The sequence below is a fragment of the Nocardioides marmotae genome (assembly GCF_013177455.1).
GTDB lineage: Bacteria > Actinomycetota > Actinomycetes > Propionibacteriales > Nocardioidaceae > Nocardioides > Nocardioides marmotae.
Window position 1 is genome coordinate 706,936 of sequence record NZ_CP053660.1, and the last position, 19,662, is coordinate 726,597.

Annotated in this window: 16 protein-coding genes; all 16 read left to right on the top strand. The window is 72.8% G+C overall.

Going from position 1 to position 19,662, the window contains the following annotated elements:
* The first annotated feature begins 1 nt into the window (after position 1).
* A complete protein-coding gene (locus tag HPC71_RS03360; protein WP_154613647.1) occupies positions 2-1,222 on the top strand; it encodes an acyl-CoA dehydrogenase family protein in 1,221 nt (406 codons plus the stop codon).
* 285 nt (positions 1,223-1,507) lie between these two features.
* A complete protein-coding gene (locus HPC71_RS03365; RefSeq protein ID WP_171896093.1) occupies positions 1,508-2,737 on the top strand; it encodes an acyl-CoA dehydrogenase family protein in 1,230 nt (409 codons plus the stop codon).
* 42 nt (positions 2,738-2,779) lie between these two features.
* Entirely contained in the window at positions 2,780-3,649 is an 870-nt protein-coding gene (locus HPC71_RS03370; protein ID WP_154613649.1) for an ABC transporter permease, read from the top strand.
* Positions 3,650-3,712: 63 nt separating this feature from the next.
* A complete protein-coding gene (locus tag HPC71_RS03375; protein WP_154613650.1) occupies positions 3,713-4,816 on the top strand; it encodes an ABC transporter substrate-binding protein in 1,104 nt (367 codons plus the stop codon).
* A gap of 76 nt (positions 4,817-4,892) precedes the next feature.
* Entirely contained in the window at positions 4,893-5,963 is a 1,071-nt protein-coding gene (locus HPC71_RS03380; RefSeq protein WP_154613716.1) for a zinc-binding dehydrogenase, read from the top strand.
* The gene (locus tag HPC71_RS03385; RefSeq protein ID WP_154613717.1) at positions 5,963-7,141 is read left to right on the top strand and encodes a cytochrome P450; all 1,179 of its coding nucleotides are present in this window, start codon (positions 5,963-5,965) and stop codon (positions 7,139-7,141) included. The genes HPC71_RS03380 and HPC71_RS03385 overlap by 1 nt, the downstream gene beginning before the upstream one ends.
* A 125-nt stretch (positions 7,142-7,266) precedes the next feature.
* Positions 7,267-8,112 carry an ABC transporter ATP-binding protein gene (locus tag HPC71_RS03390; protein ID WP_171896095.1) on the top strand — a complete coding sequence of 282 codons (846 nt, stop codon included), beginning with the start codon at positions 7,267-7,269 and terminating at the stop codon, positions 8,110-8,112.
* Positions 8,113-8,157: 45 nt separating this feature from the next.
* Positions 8,158-9,297 (top strand): acyl-CoA dehydrogenase family protein, encoded by a 1,140-nt coding sequence (locus HPC71_RS03395; protein ID WP_154613718.1) that lies wholly within the window; start codon positions 8,158-8,160, stop codon positions 9,295-9,297.
* A gap of 1 nt (position 9,298) precedes the next feature.
* Complete coding sequence (locus HPC71_RS03400) at positions 9,299-10,525, top strand: acyl-CoA dehydrogenase family protein (RefSeq protein ID WP_154613719.1); 1,227 nt, start codon at positions 9,299-9,301, stop codon at positions 10,523-10,525.
* A gap of 65 nt (positions 10,526-10,590) precedes the next feature.
* Entirely contained in the window at positions 10,591-11,181 is a 591-nt protein-coding gene (locus tag HPC71_RS20860; RefSeq protein ID WP_216656530.1) for a DUF2510 domain-containing protein, read from the top strand.
* Positions 11,182-11,373: 192 nt separating this feature from the next.
* Positions 11,374-12,375, top strand: a complete 1,002-nt coding sequence (locus HPC71_RS03410; protein WP_154613720.1) for a BMP family protein — start codon at positions 11,374-11,376, stop codon at positions 12,373-12,375.
* A 1-nt stretch (position 12,376) separates the two neighbouring features.
* Positions 12,377-13,972, top strand: coding sequence for an ABC transporter ATP-binding protein (locus tag HPC71_RS03415; protein WP_154613721.1), 1,596 nt, complete (start codon positions 12,377-12,379; stop codon positions 13,970-13,972).
* Positions 13,969-15,087: an ABC transporter permease gene (locus HPC71_RS03420; RefSeq protein ID WP_154613722.1), complete on the top strand. Its 1,119-nt coding sequence runs from the start codon at positions 13,969-13,971 to the stop codon at positions 15,085-15,087. The genes HPC71_RS03415 and HPC71_RS03420 overlap by 4 nt, the downstream gene beginning before the upstream one ends.
* Positions 15,084-16,007 (top strand): ABC transporter permease, encoded by a 924-nt coding sequence (locus HPC71_RS03425; RefSeq protein ID WP_154613723.1) that lies wholly within the window; start codon positions 15,084-15,086, stop codon positions 16,005-16,007. Before HPC71_RS03420 ends, HPC71_RS03425 begins: the two co-directional genes overlap by 4 nt.
* A 154-nt stretch (positions 16,008-16,161) precedes the next feature.
* Entirely contained in the window at positions 16,162-16,860 is a 699-nt protein-coding gene (locus tag HPC71_RS03430) for a response regulator transcription factor (RefSeq protein WP_154613724.1), read from the top strand.
* On the top strand, positions 16,857-19,460 hold the full coding sequence (locus tag HPC71_RS03435) for a DUF4153 domain-containing protein (RefSeq protein WP_253943882.1): 2,604 nt from the start codon (positions 16,857-16,859) through the stop codon (positions 19,458-19,460). Before HPC71_RS03430 ends, HPC71_RS03435 begins: the two co-directional genes overlap by 4 nt.
* Positions 19,461-19,662: the final 202 nt, after the last annotated feature.

Below are 19,662 nucleotides of genomic sequence, written 5' to 3' on the forward strand. Positions count from 1 at the left end.
CATGCCTACCGACGAGCTCGACGACTTCCGTGCCCGGGCGAGGGCCTGGCTCGCCGAGAACCTGCCCCGCCTCGAGGACGCGCCCGTCCCTGCCGACGAGGACGCCGAGTGGGCGCGGGCGCGGGAGCTGCAGCGCCGGCTCTACGACGGCGGCTTCGCCGGGATCTGCTTCCCGGTCGAGTACGGCGGCCAGGGGCTGACCCTCGCCCACCAGAAGGTCTTCACCGAGGAGAGTGCCGGCTACGAGATGCCGCTGCTCTTCAACGCCCCCACGCTGGGCGTCTGCGCCCCGACGATCCTCGAGCACGGCTCGGAGGAGCAGAAGCGCACGCACATCTCCGCGATCCTGCGCGGCGAGGCCTACTGGGTGCAGTACCTCTCCGAGCCCAAGGGCGGGTCCGACCTCGCCGGGCTGGTGACCCGCGCTGATCGGGTGGACGACGGCTGGGTGATCAACGGGGCCAAGACCTGGAGCACCTGCGCCTACTCCGCCGACTGGGCGCTCTGCCTGGCCCGCACCGACTGGGACGTGCCCAAGCACGAGGGACTCACGATGTTCCTGGTGCCGACCGACACCCCGGGCATCACCATGCGCCGGATCCGGATGGTCAACGGCGGCGACGAGCACTGCGAGGAGTTCCTCGACGACGTGCGGGTGGGCGCGGACGCCGTGCTCGGCGAGGTCAACGGCGGCTGGGCGGTCGCGATGCGACAGCTCTTCCACGAGCGCAGCACCGTCGGCGGCGGATCGCCGTACGTCAGCGGGTCGGGGCGCAACCGGATCACCCGCCCCAAGACCGACCCGGTGCTGCTCACCCGCGCCACCTCGCGCACCGAGGACCCGGTGGCGCACGAGCTGCTCGGGCGGTGGCACGCGCGCGAGATCGCCCAGCGGCTGCTCAACCAGCGCGTCAAGGACGGCATCGCGAGTGGCCGGCTGCCGGCCACCGCAGCCTCGATGATGATGCTGGCGCACGCGGAGGTGGACGCCTTCAACGACGATGTCTGCCTGCAGCTCGCCGGTGCGGGCGCCGCCGCAGCCGCGTCCCCGGGTGACCCGTTGCGGACCGCCGCGGTGAACTACCTCATGCGACAGGCCTCCAGCCTGGGCGGTGGCAGCGCGGAGATGTCGCGCAACATGATCGCCGAGCGCTTCTTGGGCATGCCCCGGGAGCACGCACCGGACCGGGGCGTCCCGTTCCGCGAGGTGAGCCGGGGCTGAGCACCCCGAGGGTCGTGGGCCGTTCCTCGGCCCGCGTCTGCGCACCCGGCCCTGGCGGACCCGAGGAGGTCTCGTCGGCGCCGGGTGTCGCCCCGTCCGGGCGCGCTCGCGTGCGCTCGGGTGCGCGCATGTCGGCCAGAACGCGCGGCCAAAAGGCCGCTCTGCGCACGGTTGTCCACGATGTGAGTCATATCTCAGCATGTGATTGACAGTGATCCAGGCCACGCTTCAATGTTCCCGATAGACGCACGGCTGTGCGTCATGCGAACGGCACGAGGGAGAAGCATGACCCTGTCACTGGACGACGAGACCACTGCCGGCACCGCCCGCGGATCCCGGCTCGCCGAGGACGAGCTGGTGCTGCGAGCGCAGGAGCTGCGGGAGCTGCTCGTGAAGGAGCAGGAGGACACCGAGCGGGCCGGGCACTACTCCGAGCGCATCCACGAGGCCTTCGCGGACGCCGGTTTCTACCGCATCCTCACGCCGGCCGCGTTCGGCGGCCTCGAGCTGGGGATCGGGACCTTCTTCCGGGTCGTCACCGAGGTCGCCCGCGGCAACCCGAGCGCGGCCTGGTGCCTGGCGCTCGGGGCTGGCCACGCGCTGCCGATGGCGTCGTACTGGAGCGCGGAGGCCCAGCGCGAGGCCTTCGGCGAGGGCCGCACCTTCATCGCGCCGCACCGCAACCAGGGCGGCTTCGGCAAGGCGGTGCGGGTCGACGGCGGCTACGTCGTGGACTGCACCTTCAACTACTGCTCCGGGGTGCCGTTCTCCACCCACTTCATGGGCACCACCCTGCTCCAGAACCCCGACGGTCCGCCCTCGCAGCTGGTGGTCGTGGTGCCGCGCGAGTCCTACACCGTGCTCGACGACTGGGGCAACGGACGCACCCTCGGCATGCAGGGGTCCGGCTCCAACTCCGTCGTGCTCGACAACGTCTTCGTGCCCGACCACATGGCCGTGCCCTACAACTGGCACGACCACGTCGGTCCCACGCCGGGCACCGAGCTGCACGACAACCCGCTCTACATCGGCCGGCTCACCGCCTTCTACGCCGGCGAGGTCATCTCGGTGGCCATCGGCACCGCGCAGGCAGCGCTCGACGAGTACGAGTCGATCATCCGCACCCGCACGACGCTCAAGGAGCCGCGGGTGCTGAAGATGGAGACCGAGACGGCGCAGCGCGTGCTCGGCCGCGCCCTCATCCTCACCGACGCCGCCCAGAGCATCATGGCCGACGTCGGCCGGCTGCACACCGAGCTGGCCACCGCGGCGCTCGACGGCGGAGCGCCCTTCACCTACGTCGAGGACACCCGGCTGCGCGGCCGGGTGCACCAGGCGGGCCAGCTGGCGATCCAGGCCATGGACCTGATCTTCCCCAACGCCGGCTCCAGCGCCGCGCGCCAGGGCGAGCCGCTGCAGCGCTACTACCGCGACATGGGCATGTTCCGCGGCCACCCGACCGCGCTCATCGACGACCTCGCCGTCGGCCACGGTCGCACCCACCTCGGTCTGTGACCGGCCCCACCTGACCCGATCTGCAGCGAACAGGAAGCAAACATGACTGCCATCACCCCGACCCTCGAGAAGAGGGCCACCGCGACGGTCATCATCAAGGCCGGTGCGCGACGCAATGACCCCTACTCGGTCTTCCAGCGCAAGAAGCGGCTGGGTCGCGCACTCGCCTGGGTCGCCCCCGTCCTGGTCCTGCTGTCATGGCAGATCTCCTCCGACACGGGCCTGGTCGACAAGCGCACGTTCACCTCGCCGACCGAGGTCGGCGAAGCGTTCTGGACGCTCGCGACGAACGGTGTGCTCTTTGAGAACCTGGCCGTCACGGTCCAGCGCATCGGCATCGGCTACGTCAGCGGAGCCGTGGTCGGCATCGTGGTGGGCCTCGCCCTCGGCTGGTCGATCCTGATGCGCTCCGCGGTACGCCCCATGATCCGCGCGCTGCAGACCGCCCCCACGCTGGGTCTGTTCCCGCTCTTCATGATGATCTTCGGCCTGGGTGAGACCGCGAAGTACCTCATCGTGGCCAAGGGCATGGGCGTGCTCGTCGCGCTGGCCGTGATCGATGCCGTTGCCGCGGTCCCCACCGCCTACATCGAGGCCGCGAAGTCGCTGGGCTGCTCCAAGTGGGCGTTCTTCACCGAGGTCATCCTGCCCGCGTCCCTCGAGCGGATCATCACGGCGCTTCGGATCGGTATCGGCATCGGCGTCCTGTCGACCATCGGGGTGGAGTTCATCGCCGCCAACGAGGGCGTCGGCCGCATCATCTGGACCTCCTGGAACCTCTTCCTCCCCGCCCAGATGTGGGTCGGGATCATCACGTCCTGCCTGCTCGGCGTGGTCGGCAACATGCTCGTCGACCTCCTGCAGCGCCTCGTCATGCCGTGGCAGCGAGAAGGCGACCGCGTCGTCAGCTGACTCTCCCGTGCGCGCAGCGCCGGTCCCTCACCTCGTGCTCCATCCCATCGAAAGGCCCTGCCCATGAACCTCTCCCTGAACCTGTCCAGGAGCCGCGTCGGTGTCCTGCTGTCCGCGTCGGTCGCGGCCGGCATGCTCCTCGCGGGCTGCTCCTCCACCGAGTCCGCGTCGTCGGCCGCCACCGAGAAGGTCGGCGAGTGCGTGCGTCCCGCCGAGAAGACGCCGCTCACCCTGGGCGTCTCGACCAGCCTCGCGTACGCCCACATGTACATCGCCAAGGAGTTCGGCTTCTTCGAGGAGGAGAACCTCGACGTCGAGTTCACCCAGCTCACGAACCCGTCGGACACCCTGCCGCTGATCTCGCAGGGCGAGATCGACGGCGCGTTCGGTGGCATGTCCGCCGGCTTCCTCAACGCCGTCGACCGCGGCCTCAACATCCGCATGGTGCAGGCTCGCGGCGACTACCCGGCCGAGGCCGAGAAGGGCGCTGCCTTCCTGGTCCGCAAGGACCTGCTCGACGACGGCACGGTCAAGGACGTCTCCGACCTCGAGGGACGCACCATCGGCTTCAACGGTGGTGAGGGCGACATCGCCAACGCCGGCGGCTACTTCATCTCCAAGATCCTCGAGGACGGCGACCTCACCCTCAAGGACATCAAGGTCAGCAACGTCGGCTTCGCCGACACCGAGGTCGCCTTCAAGAGCAAGGCGATCGACGCGGCCTTCGTGCCGTCCCCGTTCAACACGATGCTCCAGGAGAACGGGCTCGCCGAGCCGTTCGGCGACCAGGAGAAGCTCGCAGAGGAGACGACCGGCGGCCTGATCCTCGGCCCGAACCTGCTCGAGGACAACCGAGTGGCCGGCGAGGCCCTCCTCCGGGCGTTCCTCAAGGCCGCCGACGTCATGCGCGAGGGCGACTACCGGGAGAACCCCGACGTCGTCGAGGCGCTGCTCGCCAACGAGTACGACGAGAACACGATCGCGACGACGCCGCTCTACGCCTACGAGGCCGGCCTCCCGCTCAACGAGGAGTCGTTCTCGCGGTTCCAGGAGACCTTCACCGAGTACGGCGACGTGCTCACCGCCGAGGAGCCCATCCCGTTCGACGAGCTCACCGACGAGAAGCTCCGCGAGGCCGCCGTCGCGACCCACGGCAAGTGCGACTGAGCATCGGCTGACCCCCACCCGTGCGGGGCCGGGCCGCCCCGGCCCCGCACGGGCCACCCGCCACGAAAGGACCACCATGCTGGCAGCGCTCCTCGACGGACACGGGGACTTCCTCCTGGAGGACGTCGAGCCCGTCCCGCCGCAGCCTGACGAGGTCGTCGTCAGCGACCCGCTCGGCTTCGCCTGCATCACCGACTGCATCCAGCGCCGCGACGGCGGAGGGCAGGCGGCACCGCACGTGCGCGGGCACGCCGGGACCGGCGTGGTGACCGCCGTGGGCTCCGCCGTCACCCGCGTCTCGGTGGGCCAGCGGGTGCTCGCGCCCACCCGCCCGATGTGCGAGAAGTGCTTCTGGTGCCGTCACGGCCAGCCCGAGCAGTGCGCCACGGCAGCCCTCCCGGCACCCGTCGTCGCCATCCGCGCAGACGGCACCGAGCTGCGCGGCTCGGCCCGCGTGGGGTCCTTCGCCGAGCAGATGAAGGTGCGGGAGACCCAGCTGGTCCCGATCGACAGCGAGATCAGCGACGAGGAGCTGGTCACGCTGGGCTGTGGCGCAGGCGGCGGGCTCGGGGCCATCCTCAACACCGCGACCGTGACGCCGGGCAGCACGGTGCTCGTCGTGGGATCGGGCGTCTTCGGGCTCTCGGCCGTCCAGGGGGCCCGGATCGCCGGCGCCGCCAGGATCATCGCCGTCGACCCGGTCTCCGAACGGCGCACGCTCGCCCTGGCGCTCGGTGCCACCGACGTCATCGACCCGACCGGCACGGACGTCGGCGAGGCGGTCCGCGAGCTGACCGAGGGGCGGGGCGCCTGCGTCGTCCTGGAGGCCATCGGCGGCGCCGAGCACCAGCGGCGCGCCTTCGACTTCGCCAGGCTCGGTGGTCAGATCGTCCTCGGCGGCTTCGGCAAGAAGGCCGACGAGGTGACCTTCCCGGCCAACGACCTCGCGATGCGCGGCAAGCAGGTGCTGAGCTGCCAGTTCGGCTCCGTCAACATCCTGGCCGACCTGCCTCGGTTCGCCGGCTTCATCGAGTCCGGAGACTTCGACGCCAAGGCCCTCGTCTCGGCGCGGTACCCCCTGGAGAGCGTGAACGCCGCGCTCGACGCGCAGGACTCCCTGTCGATCCTCGGTGCGGTCATCGGCTGATGACGGCCACCGACTGGAACCCCGACGCATGGGACGCCGAGACCGACGTCTACCGGGAGCTCGACGCGCAGCGGCGCACCTGCCCGGTCCCGCTGGGTGCCACCCGTGACGGCGCCGCCTACTACGCCGCCCTCACGCACGCAGACGTCGTCGCCGTCACCGGCGACCCGCGGACGTTCAGCAGCGCCGAGCGCCGCCTGGACGACGGCACCCGCCGGATCCCGCTCGAGATCGATCCGCCGGAGCACGCCCAGGTGCGCAGGCTGCTGCAGCCGTACTTCCGGCCCGACCGACTCGAGGCCCTGCGCCCGGTCATCGAGCGCCACGCCCGAGAGATGACGGGCGACCTGCTCGCGCACGGCACCACCGCCGACTACATGGACGTCGCCGGCCCCTTCCCCGCACGGGTGCTCTGCGCGCTGATGAACGTGCCCGACGAGGACTGGTCCCGCATCAAGGACTGGTCGATGCGTTCGGTCACCACCGCCCCCGTCAGCGACGCCGAGCGAGGCGACGCCGGGGCGCGGCTGCGGGACTACGTACGCGACCTCGTCGCCGAGCGACGCGTGCGACCGCTGCCCGTGGAGGAGGACATGACGAGCGGGCTCCTCGCCGCTCGGATCAGCGACGAGCCCCTCGACGACGACACCGTCGTGGGTGCCCTGCAGCTCATGCTCGTCGCGGGACACCTCACCACCACCCTCTCCCTCGGCATCATCGTCCGCCGCCTCGCCGAGGACCCTGCGCTGCAGCAACGGTTGCGTGACGAGCCGACCCTGGTGGGCGACGCCATCGAGGAGATCCTCCGCGTCGAGCCCGCCGTCGTGGCGAACTCGAACCCGCGCACCGTGACGGCCCCGGTCGAGCTGGGTGGCCTCCAGCTGCAGCCGGGCGACCGGGTGCTGCCGGTATGGGGCGCGGCGAACCGCGACGAGACCCGGTTCGAGGACGCAGACCAGATCGTGCTCGGGCGCGGACGGAGCGCCAACGTCACGTTCGGTCGAGGGATCCACCTCTGCATCGGCGCCCCGGTGGCGCGGCTCGAGATGACCATCGCCGTCGGCGCCCTGCTCGACGCCACCGAGCACTTCGGGCTCGGCGAGACGGTGGAGGAACGCGCGACGTGGCGCCAGCAGGGGCCGACGCGGCTCGACCTGGCGCTCGTTCCGCGCCAGTGACGACGTACCCACCACGTTTCCACCACCGCCCACCCACCCCCAGCACCTCACCAGCACCCCACCAGCACCCCACCAGCACCCCACCAGCACCCCACCAGCCCCGCACCAGCACTAGGAGCAATGCCGTGACCCAAGCACTCGTCGACTCGGTCTCCGACCTCGGCCCCGCCACGCCCAAGCTGCGCATCGAGAACGTGGGCAAGGAGTTCGAGCTCCGCAAGGGCGCCCGGTTCAAGGCCCTGAGCGACATCACCTTCGACGTGGCGCGAGGCGAGTTCGTCAGCGTCGTCGGCCCGTCGGGTTGCGGCAAGTCGACCCTGCTGCGGATGATCGCGGGCCTCGACGTGCCGAGCACCGGGAGCATCGAGATCTCCCAGGACGTGCCGGGCCGCAGCCCCACGGCGGTGGTGTTCCAGGAGTACTCGATCTTCCCGTGGAAGTCGGTGGAGGAGAACGTCGCCTTCGGCCTCCGGATGCGCGGGGAGAAGCGCAAGGACGCCCTGGTCACCGCCAGGTCGTGGCTGAAGAAGGTCAACCTCGGCGGGTTCGAGAAGTCCTACCCCGCCACCCTGTCCGGCGGCATGAAGCAGCGGGTCGCCGTCGCCCGGGCCCTGGCCCTCGACCCGGAGGTGCTGCTCCTCGACGAGCCGTTCGCCGCCCTCGACGCGCAGATGCGGGAGGTCCTCCAGGAGGAGCTGCTCGAGCAGTGGCAGGACGACGGCAACGAGCGGTCGGCGATGCTCGTCACCCACAGCCTGGACGAGGCGATCCTCCTCGGCGACACCGTCGTGCTGATGTCCGCCACCCCGGGCGTCGTCCGTGCGCGGTACGACGTGCCGTTCGAGCGCCCGCGCAGCCCGCACCTCCGCGGCACCAAGGAGTTCGCCGAGCTGCGCGACCTGATCTGGAACGACCTGCGCGAGGAGGTCCTCGCGGCGAGCAGGGCGCGCGAGGCCGCCGACAAGGGCTGACCTGTCACGCCCGGCCGAGCAAGCGCGACGAGAGAACGGAACGAGATGTACCTGGAGCTGACCGCGGACGAGCGGGACGTGGCCGCCGGCACGAGGAAGTTCCTCGCCGCCACGGCGGGGGCCCACCTGCTGCGCGAGCGGGAGGACGACGAGAGCCCGTTCGACGACGACTGGTGGCAGGGCGGGGCGGCGCTGGGCTGGGTGGCGCCGCTGGTGCCCGAGGAACGTGGGGGTGGCAGCGTCACCGGCACACCCATGCGTGAGCTCGGCCTGGTGGCCCACGAGCTGGGGTCGGCCGCGGCGCCGGGGCCGGTGGCCGTCACCAACGCGGTGCTCGCCGGGCTGGTGCGGGCCGGCGGCGCTCACTCGCCCGTGTCGGACGCGACGCTCGCCGCGATCGTGGTCGGCGAGACCACGGTGACGTGGGCGGCCGGCGACGGGGGACCGGCCTGGCGGCCCTTCGAGACCCCGGTCCGGATCACCCGCACCAAGGACGGGCTGCAGCTGGACGGCGAGTGCCCGCTCGTCGAGCTGGCCGGCCCCACCGACCTCCTCCTCGTCAGCGCCATGCGCGTCGACGGGCCCGCGCTCGTCCTGGTGCCTGCGCACACGGCCGGCGTCAGCGTCGAGCCGGTGTGGGGGCTGGACCTGTCGCGGCGGTGGGCGCGGGTGGTGCTGGACGGCGTCCAGCTGCCGGTCGCCGCGCTCGTCGCGGCCGGTCCCGAGGCCGAGCAGCTGGTCGAGCACCAGCTGCGCGTGCTCGCGGCGCTGCAGTGCGCCGACACCTGCGGTGTCCTCGACACCGTCTTCGAGATGACCCGGGAGTGGGTCGACCACCGCTGGTCGTTCGGTCGGCCGCTCGCGTCCTACCAGGCGCTCAAGCACCGGCTCGCCGACGTCCGCACCCTGCTCGAGGCGTGCCGCGCCACCACGGAGGCGGCCCTCGACGCGATCGACGCCGATGCGCCGGACGCCGGCGAGCTGGTCAGCGTGGCCAGCGCGTTCGTGGGCGAGCACGCCCCGGGGATGGTCCAGGAGTGCGTCCAGCTGCACGGCGGGATCGGCGTCACCTGGGAGCACGACCTGCACGTGCACCTGCGCCGCGTGGTGACCAACGCCGCGGCGTACGGCAGTCCGACCGACCACCGGCGACGCCTCGCGGACGTCGTCACGGAGGGATCCTGAGATGACCCAGCACGAAGACGTGGACGCCTTCCGGGCCCGAGCACGGGCCTGGCTGGCCGCCACCATGCCGCGCCTCGCGGACGCCCCGGACCTGCCCGACGAGGACGCCGAGTGGGCGCGTGCCCGCGAGCTGCAGCGGCTGCTGCACGACGGCGGGTTCGCCGGCATCTCCTACCCGGCCGAGTACGGCGGGTTGGGCCTGACCCCCGCCCACCAGCAGGCCTTCACCGAGGAGAGCGCGGCCTACGAGATGCCGCTGCTGCTCAACGTGCCGACCCTCGGCATCTGCGGGCCGACGATCCTGGAGTACGGCAGCGAGGAGCTCAAGCAGCAGCACCTCCCGCGGATCCTGCGTGGGGAGGAGATCCTCGTCCAGTTCCTCTCCGAGCCGCGCGGCGGCTCCGACCTCGGTGGGCTCATCACCCGGGCCGAGCGGGTCGAGGGCGGCTGGTCGCTCAACGGGGCCAAGACCTGGAGCACCTGCGCCTACTCCGCCGACTGGGCGCTCTGCCTGGCCCGCACCGACTGGGACGTGCCCAAGCACGAGGGGCTCACGATGTTCCTGGTGCCGACCGACGCGCCGGGCATCACCATGCGCCGGATCCGGATGGTCAACGACACCGAGGAGTTCTGCGAGGAGTTCCTCGACGACGTCTTCGTGCCCGACGCCCAGGTGCTCGGCGAGCCGGGCCAGGGCTGGCAGGTCGTGATGCGCCAGCTCTTCCACGAGAAGGGCGCGGTCGGCGGCGGGTCGCCGTACGTGAGCGGCGCCGGCCGCAGCCGGATCACCCGGCCCAAGACCGACCCCGTGGCGCTGGCGCGCAGCGCGGGACGGCTCGACGACCCCGCGACCCGCGAGCTGCTCGGTCGCTGGCACGCCTCGGAGACGGTGCACCGCCAGCTCAACGCGCGCATCCGCACGGGGCTCGGCAGCGGGCTGCTGCCGGCACCTGCGGCCTCGATGATGATGCTCTTCCACGCCCGGGCCGACGCGTTCAACGACGACGTGGCGCTCGAGATCGCCGGTGCCGGCGTGGTCGCGGCGTCCGGGCCGGCCGGCCAGCTGATCCGGAAGGCCTCCACCAACTACCTGATGCGCCAGGCGTCCAGCCTCGGTGGCGGCAGCGCCGAGATGTCGCGCAACATCATCAGCGAGCGGTTGCTGTCCATGCCGCGCGAACCCGCCCCGGACCGCGGCGTCCCGTTCCGCGAGGTCGCGCGCGGCTGAGCGGTCCTGCCGGTGGGGGCAGATCAGGTGGCGTGCCGCGGGCCCGGGATGGGTAGGCACGACTCGTGACGACGACCCCGCCGGCGGGCTGGTACCCGGACACCCGCACCCCCGGCCTGCTGCGCTGGTGGGACGGCGCGGCGTGGACCGAGCACACGAGCCCGGCGTACCCGACCTATCCGACCTACCCCGTCGACCCGGCGCAGGTGTCCGAGGCGCCGCCCGTGCCTCGCGTGAGCCGGTCGGCGAAGGTGCTGGTCGGGGTCGGGGTGGCAGCGCTGCTGATGGTGTGGGTCCTCGCGTTCGTGCTCGTCTTCGACGCCATCGAGCAGATCGGGGACGGCCGGGCCGGCGGGTTCGCCGACCTCGACGCCGAGGACGCGTGCGCGACCGCCGTGGACGAGGCGGTCCGGATCAGCGAGGAGGAGGCGCCGCCGGTGCTGCTGGAGGACGTCCGCGCGCTGCGGGTCCTCGAGGACCGGCGCGAGACCCACGAGACGCCGGCGTCGGGGGAGGCCACCGTCCTCACCTGTCGCGGGACCGGCGTGTGGTCCGACGGCGACACCACGACCGAGGTCGTCGTCGGGGTCACCGTCGACGCCGAGGGCACCCACTACGTCTTCTACGAGGCGGTCGGGCCGACCGCGACCGGGTAGCCCGCGGGCGGTCGGCGCCGGGGCCGGCCACCACCCTGTGAATGCACGAAAACTCACCCGAGGCTTTGGCACCTCACGCCCGATCCGCCGGGCTGCACCAACCCTATGGTGTAACTCACATGCGGGGCCCGGAGCAGGACCTGAGCTGCTCGTCCGGGACGGCAGCCCTGCTCGGACCTAGGAGTCACCCAGATGCGCGTTATCCGACGTATCACCGCTGCGGCCGCCGTCGCGAGCCTCGGGCTCGCGCTGAGCGCCTGCGGCGGGTCCGCCGACGGAGGGGACGACGGCGCCGACAAGGTCGCCGGCATCTTCTCCGGACCGGTCACGGACGCCGACCTCAACGCGCTCGGGCTCGACGCCCTCAAGGCGGCCGAGAAGGACGGCGCCTCGGTGTCGTACGCCGAGAGCGTCGCGGTCCCCGACATCGAGGGCAAGCTGCGCCAGTACGTCTCCAGCGGCTACACGGTCGTGTGGACGCACGGCTCGCAGTTCTACGACGCCACCGCGAAGGTCGCCAAGGAGAACCCGGACGTCAACTTCATCGCGGAGTTCGACGGCGTGCCGGAGGACCAGCCCGAGAACCTGTGGGTGATCGACCGCAACTTCCACACGGTCTTCTACCCGCTCGGCGTCCTCGCGGCGAACCTCTCCAGCACCGGCAAGGTCGGCTACCTCGGCGGGCTCTCCCTGCCGTTCTCCTACGCCGAGGTCCACGCCCTCGAGCAGGGGATCGAGGACTCCGGCAAGGACGCCGACCTCAAGCCCGTGTGGACCGGCGACTTCAACGACACCGTCAAGGCCACCCAGTTCACCTCCCAGCTGCTCAGCGGCGGCAACGACGTCATCGTCAGCTCGCTGAACCTCGGCGTCGTCGGCGCCTTCGAGGCGATGAAGGGCACCGAGGCGGGCGAGAACTGGATCACGGTGAAGTACACCGACAAGTCCGCCAACGACCCCGAGCACTACGCCGCCACCGTGCTCTACGACTTCGCCAAGCCGCTCATGGCGATCCTCGACGAGATCGAGAGCGGCACGACCACGGGCGTCTACGTCATGGGCTTCGGCAAGGGCGCGGACGTCTCGATCGGCGACAACGTCCCGACCGAGGCCAAGGAGGCCGCGGAGCAGGCCGTCGCCGACGTCGAGAGCGGCGCCACCGAGGTCGAGCTCGACCAGTCCGAGGTGAAGTGAGGTGACCGCGACGCCCCGCCTCGAGATGACCGAGGTGGTGAAGACCTTCGGTCCCGTGCGGGCCCTGGACGCCGTCTCCCTCGAGGTGGGCGCCCGCGAGGTCCACGGCCTCCTCGGGGGCAACGGCGCCGGCAAGACCACCTTGATGAACGTGCTGTTCGGGCTCTACCGCGCCGACTCCGGCGCGGTGCGCATCGACGGGCGCGAGGTCACCATCACCTCGCCCCGCGACGCCATCGAGCTCGGTGTGGGGATGGTCCACCAGACCTTCCTCCAGGTCGACACCTACACGGTGATCGAGAACGTCGTCCTCGGCACGACCCTCGAGGGCGGCTCGCACCGCGGCGGGCTCGCCGCGGCCCGCGCGAAGATCGCCGAGATCAGCGATCGGTTCGGCCTCGACGTCGACCCCGACGCGGTCGTGGAGGAGCTGCCCGTCGGCGTACGGCAGCGCGTCGAGATCATCAAGGCGCTCTACCGCGGCGCCAGCGTGCTGATCCTCGACGAGCCGACGACGAACCTGACCCCGCAGGAGGTCGACGCGCTGTTCGCGTCGCTGCGGACGATGGTCGCCGAGGGGATGAGCGTCATCCTCATCACCCACAAGATCCGCGAGACCCTCGCGGTCTGCGACCGGATGACCGTCATGCGCGACGGCGCCCGCGTGCAGACCCTCGAGCGCACGGAGACCGACGCCGAGCACCTCGCGGCGATCATGGTCGGCGAGAGCCACGGCACCTACCAGGCGCCGACGGTCACCGAGGCCGTCGCGCTCGGGACCGCCCCGGCGGGCACGGTCGTCGGCGAGACCCCCGCCGGCAAGGTCTTCGAGCCGGGCGTCTCGATCGCCGGCGTCACCGTGCGCAACGACCACGACGTCGACCTGGTCGTCGGCTTCGACCTCGAGGTCGGCCGCGGCGAGGTCGTCGGCTTCGCCGGCGTGGCCGGCAACGGCCAGGTCGAGCTCGCCGAGGCGCTCGCCGGGGTGCGGCCGCTGCGCAGCGGCACGATCTCCGTCGGCGACATGGTCCTCTCCGGTCGGCCCACCGCGCAGTGGCTGGACGCCGGGGTCGCCTACGTTCCCGAGGACCGCCACCGCGACGGCATCCTGCCGACGTCGGGCATCACCGAGAACCTCATCCTCGGCTCCCACCGCAGCGCCCGGGTCCGCCGCGGCGGGCTCATCGACTGGCGCGCGGCCCGGCAGCGGGCGGAGGAGGCGATCGCGAAGTTCGCGATCCGCGCCGACTCGCCCGCCACCCGGGCCGGCGACCTGTCGGGCGGCAACATCCAGCGCGTCATCCTGGCCCGCGCCTTCGCCCACGAGCCGCGGCTGCTGATCCTGCACAACCCCACCCGCGGCCTGGACATCGGCTCGACCCGCTTCGTCTACGAGCAGATCCGCGCGGCCACCGCCGGCGGCTGCTCGGTGGTGGTGATCTCCGAGGACCTCGACGAGGTGATCGCGATCTCCGACCGGGTCATCGCGCTCTACCACGGCTCGCAGGCCGGGGAGTGGCGCAGCGACCAGGTCGACCCCTACGAGGTCGGGCGCCGGATGACCGGCCTCGGCACCCCTGTCGGAGGAACCGCATGAGCACCATCGAGCAGTCCCCACCCGCCCCGGGCGGGGGTACGCCGCCACCCGCGCCGGGCGCGGCGCCCGCCCGGCGCCGCGGTGGCGCGGCGGGCGACGTCCTGTGGACGGTCGTGCCGTACGCCGCGTCGGTGCTGCTGGCCTTCGTCGTCGGCGGCGTGGTCATCGCCGCGATGGGCTACTCGGCCACCGACGCGCTCCGCGCGGTGCTGACCAGCTCCTTCGAGAGCCGCTTCGGCATGGTCGAGACCCTCCACAAGTGGGTCCCGATCGTGCTGTGCGCCTACGCCTTCGCGCTCCCGCTGGCGACCGGGAAGTTCAACATCGGTGCCGAGGGCCAGCTGCTCCTCGGCGCGACCGGCGGTGCCGCCATCGGCATCACCTTCTCCGACCTCCCCGCGATCCTGCTGCTGCCGGCGACCCTCGTCGCGGGCGTGCTCGCCGGTGCCCTGTGGGCCGGCATCGCCGCGGTGCTGCTGGTGCGCTTCCGGGTCAACGAGGTGCTCAGCACGGTGCTGCTGAACTTCGTCTCCTTCAAGGTCATCGACTGGGTCGCCACCAAGGTCTGGCCCGACGCCGGCGCCGGCCACCCGGCCACCACCCCGGTCGGCGAGGGCGCCCGGCTCCCGCTCATCGGCGAGGCGCCCGGCCTGCACAGCGGCGTCCTGCTCGTGGTCGCGCTGGCCATCTTCATCGCGGTCGGGATGCGGTTCACGCCCACCGGCTTCGAGATGCGCGCGGTCGGCGCCAACCCCCGCGCCTCGCTGGTCAACGGCGTGCGGACCACCCGGCTCGCCGGCGCCGGGCTCGTGCTCGGCGGCGCGGCCGCCGGCCTGGCCGGTGCCATCGACGTCGCCGGCCTGCACGGCCGGATGCTCGAGGGGATGCAGTCGAACTTCCTGATCCTCGGCATCATCGTCGGCCTCATGGCCCGCGGTTCGATGCTGGCCCTGCCGTTCGTCGCCTTCGGCATCGCCGTCCTGGAGTTCGGGGCCGGCACGATGCAGCTGGTCGCGGCCGTCCCGGTCGAGATGGTGCTCGTCATCGAGGCGCTGATCCTGCTCTTCCTGCTACTCAGCGATCTCGCCCGCAACCGCCTGAGGGGTGCCGCATGACCGAGTTCCTGACCCTCGTGGTCCCGATGTGGGTGGTCTTCACCCTCGCCGCCCAAGGCACGATCCTCAGCGGCCGCGCCGGCGTCTTCAACGTGACCCAGGAGGGCGTCATGGCCCTCGGTGCGTCGGTGGGCTCCGTGGTGGCCTACAAGATGGGCTCCAACCTCGGCGGCCTGCTCGTGGCGTTCGCCGTGGGCGCCCTGGTGGGCCTGGTCCTCACCTACATGACCACCCAGCTGCGGATGGACCAGTTCGTGGTCGGCCTGGCGCTGTTCTTCGCCGCGACCGGCGCCGCGGGCCTGCTCTACCGCGAGGTCATCGGCGTGACGATGACCCCGCCGAAGATCGACACCCTGGCCAAGATCGACATCCCGGTGCTCTCCGACATCCCGGTGATCGGCGAGCCGTTGTTCCGCCAGGACTACGTGTTCTTCTTCGTGGTGCTGCTCTCGGTGGCGATGTACTGGTTCATGCAGCGCACCAGCGCCGGCCTGGACTTCCGCTCGGTCGGGGAGAACCCCAAGGCCGCCGACAGCCTCGGCATCAACGTCACCCTCGCCCGCACCTGGTCGACGGTCGTCGGCTCGGGCCTGGTGGCGGTGGCCGGCGCGTACTTCCCGCTGCACTTCACCGGCATCTTCACCGACGGCATGATCGCCGGCCGCGGCTGGCTGGTCATCGCGCTGGCGTTCCTCGGCGGCTGGCGGCCGCTGTACGTCGTCGCCGGCGCCGCGTTCTTCGCCGGCATGGACGTGCTGGGCCAGAAGGCGCAGGTCATCGGCCTGGGCATCCCGCACCAGTTCATCGAGATGCTGCCCTTCGTGGCGACCCTGCTCGTCATGGTCTTCGCGTTCCGGTGGGCCCGCCAGCCCGCCCACCTGGGGCTCAACTACGACCGCGAGTCGCGACTCGCGGGCTGAGACGACGGCGGTCCCTATCCGACCGGCGCCGAGAGCACGAGGCCGTCCACCCGTCCGGGTGGGCGGTCTCGTGCGTCCGGGGCCCGGCGATCTGCACAGGACCTCCACATCTCGTCCCGGACTCCTGCGGGCGGGCGCTCCTAGGCTCCCGAGCATGAGCAGCGTGCGCCGCCGGGTCCTGGTCGTCGAGGACGACCCGGTCATCAACCAGGCCGTCGCCGATCGCCTGGTCGCCGAGGGGTACGACGTCGTGCGGGCCGTCGACGGCCCCGGCGCGGTCGCGGCGCACGCCGAGCACCGGCCCGACGTGGTGGTCCTCGACCTCATGCTGCCGGGGTACGACGGCCACGAGGTGTGCCGCCGGATCCAGGCCGACCGGCCGGTGCCCGTGCTGATGCTGACCGCCCGTGCGGACGAGGCCGACGTGCTGGTGGGTCTCGCGGTGGGGGCCGACGACTACCTCACCAAGCCGTTCCGGATGAAGGAGCTCGTCGCCAGGGTGGCCGCGCTGCTGCGCCGGGTCGACCGGGCCACCGAGCTGGTCGGCCGCCGGGCGCTGGAGCTGGGCGACCTGCGGGTGGACCCGCCGGCCCGCCGGGTCTGGCGCGGGGAGGAGGAGGTGCGGCTGACGCCCACCGAGTTCGACCTGCTGCTGTGCCTGGCCGCCAGCCCCGGGGCGGTCGTCACCCGCGAGCGGCTGATGGCCGAGGTGTGGGGCTGGGCCGGCGCGTCGAGCACCCGCACCGTCGACAGCCACGTCAAGGGGCTGCGCGCCAAGATCGGCGCCGACCGGGTCCGCACCGTGCACGGGGTCGGCTACGCCCTGGAGATCCCCGGGGCCGGTGCGCCGTGACGCCCCAGCCGCCGATCCAGCCGCCGATCCAGCCGCTGGCCGCGGTCCGCTCGATCAAGGTCAAGCTCGGGCTGCTGGTCGCCGTGAGCGTCCTGGTCGCGACGGCGGTCGCCACGCTCGGCCGGGCCGGCGGCGTACCGCCCTGGCTCGGGGTGCCGGTCACCGTCGCCCTCGCGCTGGCGGTGACCCAGCTGCTCGCTGCGGGGATGACCTCGCCGCTGCGGCAGATGACGGCGGCGGCGCGGCGGATGGCGACCGGCGACTACGGGGTCCGGGTCGCCGAGACCTCCCGCGACGAGGTCGGCGAGCTGGCCCGCGCCTTCAACACGATGGCGGCCGACCTGGCCGCGGTCGACCGGGAGCGCCGGGAGCTGGTCGCGACCGTCAGCCACGAGCTGCGGACCCCCCTGACCGGCCTGCGGGCGGTGCTGGAGAACCTCGTCGACGGCGTCGGCCCGGCCGACCCCGCCGCGCTGCGCCCCGCGCTGGACCAGGCCGAGCGGACCAGCCGGCTCGTCGAGGACCTGCTCGACCTGGCCCGGGTCGACGCCGGCCGGGCACCGCTGACCCCCGAGCCGGTGCGGCTGGCCTCCCTGCTGGCCGAGGCGGTCGCGGAGGCGGAGGTGCTCGGCCGCCCGGTGACGTACGCCGTGGAGGTCTCGCCGCCGGACCTCGTCGTCGCCGCCGACCCCGCGCGGCTGCGCCAGCTGGTCGCGAACCTGCTGGACAACGCCTCCCGGCACAGCCCCGCTGGCGGCACGGTGCGGGTGAGGGCCGGCCGCGCGGGGGAGCGGTACGTGCTCGAGGTGCAGGACGAGGGGCCGGGCGTGGCGCCGGCCGACCGGGAGCGGGTCTTCGAGGCGTTCGGGACGCTCGGCGCGGGCGATGCCGGCGGCGGCACCGGGCTCGGGCTCGCCATCGCCCGGTGGGTCACCGACCTGCACGGTGGGACGATCCGGTTCGACGACCCGGGGCGGTCGCAGGGGGCGGTGGTCCGCGTCGACCTGCCGGTCCAGCCGCCCGCGCGGCGCGGGCCGGGAGGTCTGGAGATGGTGGCTGTGCGACCGCCGGAGCCGGAGCCGCAGCCGCAGCCGCAGCCGCCCGCCCCGGTGGGTGCGCCCGGGTACTCGGCGCCAGGGCTGCTCGACGACCTGTTCGGCGGGTTCTGGCCGCCGCGCCAGGTGCCGGCGCGGGTCGGCCTGGTGGCCGGCGCGGTCGGCGCCGGCGTGCTGGCGGCGGCGCTGCTGCCCGAGCGGAGCCTGGGGCTGGGGACGTTCCTCGTGCTGCTGGCCGCCGGCGGCGTGCTGCTCGCGGCCACCCCGCGCCGCCGCGACCCGTGGACGCTGGGCTGCGCCGGGTTGTGCCTGCTGCTCGCCGCGGTGCCGCTGGTGCGCGAGACGCCGTGGCTCGTGCTGCTCTGCCTGCTGGCCGGGGTGGCGACGGCGGTGTGCGGAGTGACCGGCGCGCGGACGGCGGCGGGCCTGGTGCTCTCCGGGCTCGCCTGGCCGCTGGCCGGGCTCCGCGGGCTGCCCTGGCTGGGCCGCACCCTCGCCACGCTCACCGGCCGGGGGAGCGGCGCGGCGGTGCTCCGCACGCTGGTGTGGTCCGCGCTCGGGCTCGTCGTCTTCGGCGCGCTGCTGGTCTCCGCGGACGCCCTCCTCGCCTCGTGGGTAGACGCCGCGGTGCCCGACCTGACCGGCGACCTGCTCGTGGCGCGGGTCTTCGTGGCGCTCGCCGTCGGCGGCGTGGTGCTCGCCGCGGCCTACCTCGCCCTCGACCCGCCGCTGCTCGACCGCGCCGAGCGCGACCCCCGCCCGGTCGAGCGGCGCTTCGAGTGGCTGGCCCCGGTGCTCGTGGTCGTCGCGGTCTTCGCGGCGTTCCTCGCGGCCCAGGCCACCGTCGTCCTCGCCGGGCACGACCACCTGCGGCGCACGACCGGCCTGACCTACGCCGAGTACGTCCACCAGGGCTTCGGGCAGCTCACCGTCGCCACCGCGCTCACCCTGCTCGTCGTGGGGGCGGCGGTCCGCAAGGCGCCGCGGACCACCGCCGCGGACCGGCGCTGGGTGCGCGCCACGCTGGCGGTGCTCTGCCTCGAGACACTGCTGGTGGTGGCCTCCGCGCTGCACCGGATGCACCTGTACCAGGAGGCCTACGGGTTCACCTCGCTGCGCCTTCTCGTCGACGTCGTCGAGGCCTGGCTGGGCCTGCTCGTGCTCGCGGCCCTCGCCGCGGTCCTGGCCCTGCGTGCGTGGTGGTTCCCCCGGTTCGCGCTGGTCAGCGGCGTGGTCGCGCTGCTCGCGCTGACCGCGGCCAACCCCGAGGCGTGGGTCGCCGAGCACAACCTCGAGCGGTACGCCGCGACCGGCCGGATCGACTGGGCCTACCTCCAGGGGCTCTCGGCGGACGCGGTCCCCGCGCTCGTCGCCGGCACCGCGGACCTGCCTCCCGAGGCGCGCGCGTGCGCGCTCGCCGGTCGCTCCGGGGAGGCAGACGACGGCGACGTCTGGGAGTGGAACCTGGCCCGGTCGCGCGCGGCCGACGCGCTCGCCGGCGTACGGCTCGTGGCGCCGGTGGGTGGCTGCCCCGGGCGGGACTGACGCGGACCTGGCGCCGATCCGGCGTGGCGGCGTCCTGCGCGCTACAGTGGTCGCGCCGGTCCGCGACGTCCCTCCTGTGTCGTCGCACGACCGGAGCCGCGGCCACCGACCGGTGGTCGCCCGATCCACACCGCGTGCGGACGTCCACTCATCGGGCGTCGCCCCGCCCCCGCAGCAGCGGCCGGCAGCGCGTGCGGTGGCG

What these genes read in the sequence shown, in the direction of transcription:
- HPC71_RS03430 (WP_154613724.1), top strand. Translation starts at nt 16,162, where the DNA reads ATGAGCAGCGTGCGCCGCCGGGTCCTGGTCGTCGAGGACGACCCGGTC.
- HPC71_RS03375 (WP_154613650.1), top strand. Translation starts at nt 3,713, where the DNA reads ATGAACCTCTCCCTGAACCTGTCCAGGAGCCGCGTCGGTGTCCTGCTG.
- HPC71_RS03420 (WP_154613722.1), top strand. Translation starts at nt 13,969, where the DNA reads ATGAGCACCATCGAGCAGTCCCCACCCGCCCCGGGCGGGGGTACGCCG.
- HPC71_RS03395 (WP_154613718.1), top strand. Translation starts at nt 8,158, where the DNA reads ATGTACCTGGAGCTGACCGCGGACGAGCGGGACGTGGCCGCCGGCACG.
- HPC71_RS03410 (WP_154613720.1), top strand. Translation starts at nt 11,374, where the DNA reads ATGCGCGTTATCCGACGTATCACCGCTGCGGCCGCCGTCGCGAGCCTC.
- HPC71_RS03400 (WP_154613719.1), top strand. Translation starts at nt 9,299, where the DNA reads ATGACCCAGCACGAAGACGTGGACGCCTTCCGGGCCCGAGCACGGGCC.
- HPC71_RS03370 (WP_154613649.1), top strand. Translation starts at nt 2,780, where the DNA reads ATGACTGCCATCACCCCGACCCTCGAGAAGAGGGCCACCGCGACGGTC.
- HPC71_RS03380 (WP_154613716.1), top strand. Translation starts at nt 4,893, where the DNA reads ATGCTGGCAGCGCTCCTCGACGGACACGGGGACTTCCTCCTGGAGGAC.
- HPC71_RS03365 (WP_171896093.1), top strand. Translation starts at nt 1,508, where the DNA reads ATGACCCTGTCACTGGACGACGAGACCACTGCCGGCACCGCCCGCGGA.
- HPC71_RS03360 (WP_154613647.1), top strand. Translation starts at nt 2, where the DNA reads ATGCCTACCGACGAGCTCGACGACTTCCGTGCCCGGGCGAGGGCCTGG.
- HPC71_RS03385 (WP_154613717.1), top strand. Translation starts at nt 5,963, where the DNA reads ATGACGGCCACCGACTGGAACCCCGACGCATGGGACGCCGAGACCGAC.
- HPC71_RS03425 (WP_154613723.1), top strand. Translation starts at nt 15,084, where the DNA reads ATGACCGAGTTCCTGACCCTCGTGGTCCCGATGTGGGTGGTCTTCACC.